The organism is Campylobacter sp. MIT 21-1684 (assembly GCF_026241315.1).
In the GTDB taxonomy this organism is placed as follows: domain Bacteria; phylum Campylobacterota; class Campylobacteria; order Campylobacterales; family Campylobacteraceae; genus Campylobacter_D.
The window spans coordinates 1-320 of record NZ_JAPHNA010000089.1 but is presented as its reverse complement, the minus strand read 5'-3'; the positions used below and the strand labels follow the sequence as shown (position 1 = coordinate 320).

1 protein-coding gene is annotated in these 320 nt (G+C 35.9%); it reads left to right on the top strand.

Annotation, left to right across the window (positions count from 1 at the left end):
* The coding region (locus tag OQH62_RS08675) for an N-acetylneuraminate synthase family protein (RefSeq protein ID WP_266016171.1) at window positions 1-320 on the top strand (320 nt) is incomplete at both ends.

Genomic DNA, 320 nt, shown 5'->3' with positions numbered 1-320 from the left:
TGACAACCTTGCTTGTCTAGGTGCTGTGGCACTTGGTGCTTGTGTATTAGAACGTCATTTCACTGACACTCTACAAAGAAAAGGACCTGATATAGTATGTTCTATGGATGAATTAGCCTTAAAAGAACTTTTAATACAGAGTAAAGAAATGGCTGTACTTCGAGGAAAACAAACAGAAGTAAAACAAGCCCTTAAAGAAGAACAAGTAACCATAGACTTTGCTTTTGCAAGTGTAGTAAGTCTTAAAAACATTCAAAAAGGTGAGCTTTTAACACTTGAGAATATATGGGTAAAAAGACCAAGTAAAGGGGGTATTAGTG